The organism is Streptomyces phyllanthi (assembly GCF_009377205.1).
Taxonomy (GTDB): Bacteria; Actinomycetota; Actinomycetes; order Streptomycetales; family Streptomycetaceae; genus Streptomyces; species Streptomyces phyllanthi.
In genome coordinates, this window is sequence record NZ_VJZE01000720.1 from 1 (window position 1) to 3,008 (window position 3,008).

Annotated in this window: 2 protein-coding genes; both read right to left on the bottom strand. The window is 71.5% G+C overall.

All coding sequences use genetic code 11. From position 1 onward, the window contains the following. Nucleotides 1–41 precede the first annotated feature (41 nt). The gene (locus FNH04_RS43935) at nucleotides 42–1,253 is read right to left on the bottom strand and encodes an ABC transporter permease (RefSeq protein ID WP_152791828.1); all 1,212 of its coding nucleotides are present in this window, start codon (nucleotides 1,251–1,253) and stop codon (nucleotides 42–44) included. Further along, entirely contained in the window at nucleotides 1,253–2,869 is a 1,617-nt protein-coding gene (locus tag FNH04_RS43940; protein ID WP_322725608.1) for a sugar ABC transporter ATP-binding protein, read from the bottom strand. The genes FNH04_RS43935 and FNH04_RS43940 overlap by 1 nt, the downstream gene beginning before the upstream one ends. Nucleotides 2,870–3,008 lie beyond the last annotated feature (139 nt).

Genomic DNA, 3,008 nt, shown 5'->3' on the forward strand with positions numbered 1-3,008 from the left:
GAGGGAAAGGGAACGGACAGGGGTCCCCTCTCCGGAAGTTCTCAGGTCTGGTCGGTGGTCGCGGATGGCTGCCCGGGCTCGGGTCCCCCGGCAGGGGCCGGTGCCGGCGTGGACATCGCGGGCTCGGAGAGGGACGTGCGCGTGGCGGTGGCCCCGGCACGCAGCCTGCGGCGGGCGGAGTAGCCGGCCAGGCCGACGGCGAGGAGGAGTGTGCCGCCGTTGAACAGGGACGTGGCCCAGAACTCGGCACCCAGTTGCTGGATGCCGGCGAGGCCGATGGCGAGAACGGCTACCGCGACGACGGTGCCCGCGGCGTTGGCGCGGCCGGGCTTGATAGCGGTGGAGCCGAGCAGCGCGCCGACGAAGGCGGGCAGCAGATAGTCCATGCCGACACTGGGGTTGCCGATCTGCTGCTGGGCGGCGAGCAGGACTCCGGCGAAGCCGACCACGATCCCGGAGCCGGCGAAGGCGTAGATGCCGTAGCGTCGGGTGGGGATGCCGACCAGGTCGGCGGCGCGGGCGTTGGAGCCGATGACGTACAGGTAGCGGCCGAGCGGCAGCCGTTCCAGCAGCAGCCACAGGATGACGGCCAGGCCGAGGACGTAGAAGGCGGGCACCGGCAGGCCGAGGAACTTCGAGTCGTACAGGTCGGTGAAGGCCGGGGGCAGTCCGTTCGGGCCGGGGACGATACGGGCGCCGTCGGTGATCCAGCCGGTGCAGGCGTACAGCACGCTGCCGGTGCCGAGGGTGGCGATGAAGGAGTCGATCCGGGCGAACTCGACCAGCAGGCCGTTGAACACACCGATGACGCCGCCGCCGACGATGACGACGAGGCAGGCCGCCGGCCAGGGCCAGCCGTTGTTCACGATGAGCTGCATCGCCAGCACGTGGGCGAGGCCGAGGCCGTAGCCGACGGACAGGTCGAACCTGCCGGTGACGATGGGGATCATCGCGCCGAGCGCGAGCATCGCCGGGATCGACTGGTTGGACAGGATCGAGGAGGCGTTGTCCAGGGTCGGGAAGGTGTCCGGCAGGGCGAGGGAGAAGACCAGGAACAGCAGGACGGCGAGGGTGAGCAGGCCGTAGGTGCCGATCAGGTGGCCGCGGAGTCGGCCGCCGCCCCTGGTCCCCCCTGTGCCGATGCCCGTTCCCCGGAGTTTTCCGGGAGCGCCGGCGCGAGGGCTCGGGCTGGTGTCGCTGCCGCCCGTCGTGGATCGCTGGGAACGGCGGGAGGATTCGGTCTCGGTGGCCATCAGTGGGTGCCCGTTCCGGTCAGCGCCGGCATGGCCGACGCGGCATGGGTGAGTTCGGTGACGGTGAGGGCCTCGCCGGACAGTTCCGCGGTCACGCCGCCCCGTACGAAGACCAGGGCGCGGTGGCAGACGTCGGCGACCTCCTCGAAGTCGGTGGAGATGAGCAGGACGGCGAGTCCTGCGGCGAGGGCGTCGTCGAGGAGCCGGTAGATCTCGGCCTTGGCGCCTACGTCCACACCTGAGGTCGGCTCCTCGAGGATCACCACGCGGCGGCTCAGGCGCAGCCAGCGGCCGATCATGACCTTCTGCTGGTTGCCGCCGGACAGGGTGGCGATCGGTGCCTCGGGGTCGGCGGGTCGCACTCCGAAGCGCTCGACGAGGGAGTCGGCCTCGGCCCGCTCACGCCGGGGGCTGATCCAGCGCCATGGTGAGCGGGCGTCCGCACGGGGGTTGGCCAGGAAGTTCTCCCGTACGGTGAGTTCGAGGGCGCAGCCCTCCTCCTGGCGGTTGCTGGTGACGAAGCCGATCCCGGCGTCGACGGCGGCGGTGACCGAACCCGGGCGGTACGGTCTGCCGTCGAGCAGCACCTCGCCGCCGGTGAGGGGCCGGGACCCGGCGAGGGCGCGGCCGAGGTCCATGTGGCCGGCTCCGGTGAGGCCGACCATGCCGAGGACCTCGCCGGCGCGCAGTTCCAGGTCGACGGGGCCGGCGCCCTCGGTGGTGACGCCGGTCAGACGCAGCACGGTGGGGGCGGTGGTGCCGGTGGTACGGGGAGCGGTGGTGCCGGTGGTACGGGGAGCGGTGGTGCCGGTGGTACGGGGAGCGGCGGGCCGGTGGCTCTCCGGCTCGTGGCCGACGATGTCGTGGACGATCCGCTCGGGGCCGTGGTCGGCGAGGAGGCCCTGGCTGATGAGGCGGCCGTCGCGCAGGACGGCGAAGCGGTCGGCGACCTGGTAGACCTCGTCGAGGCGGTGGCTGACGTAGACGATGGCGTGGCCGCGGTCGCGCAGGGCGTGCAGGACCTCGAAGAGCCGGGCGCAGTCCGCGGCGGGCAGGCTGGCGGTGGGCTCGTCGAGGACGATGAGGCGGGCGCGGGTGGACAGCGCGCGGGCGATGGCGACCAGGGAGCGCTCGGCGCGGGTGAGGTCGGCCACGGGCGCGTCGGGGTCGAGGTGGCCGGCGACGATGTCCAGTGCCTCGGTGCAGCGCCGGCGTACCTGTCGCCAGGAGACGAGGCCGCCGCGGCGGGGGTAACCGGTGCCCAGGGCGACGTTCTCGGCCACCGTCATCCACTCCACCAGGCCTAGGTCCTGGTGGATGAAGGACATCTCGACGGAGGCCGCGTCGGTGCCGAGGGGGTGGCCCGCGACGGTGATCTGTCCTTCGTCGGCGCGATGGACGCCGGCGAGGATCTTGATAAGTGTGGATTTTCCGGCACCGTTGTGCCCCAGTAGGGCGAGAATGCTGCCTGCGGGGACGTCGAGATCGACCTCGGCGAGGGCGAGCGTGCCGCCGAACCGCTTGCGCAGTCCGCGGATCGTCACGAGCGGGCGGGAAACCGCGGGGCCGTCGGGCGACGAAGGGGTGGGAGTCGTGTCATCGGGAGCGTCGTTCACGGACTTCTCCGGGGATGTACCGGCCGAGGACCACTCCATCGGCTCGCCCAGAATCCTGAACTCATCCCAGCATGCTGGTCAATACCTCGGCAGACATTGATTGCCCCAAAGTTACGGCGGCCGTACGGAAAGATTCCGT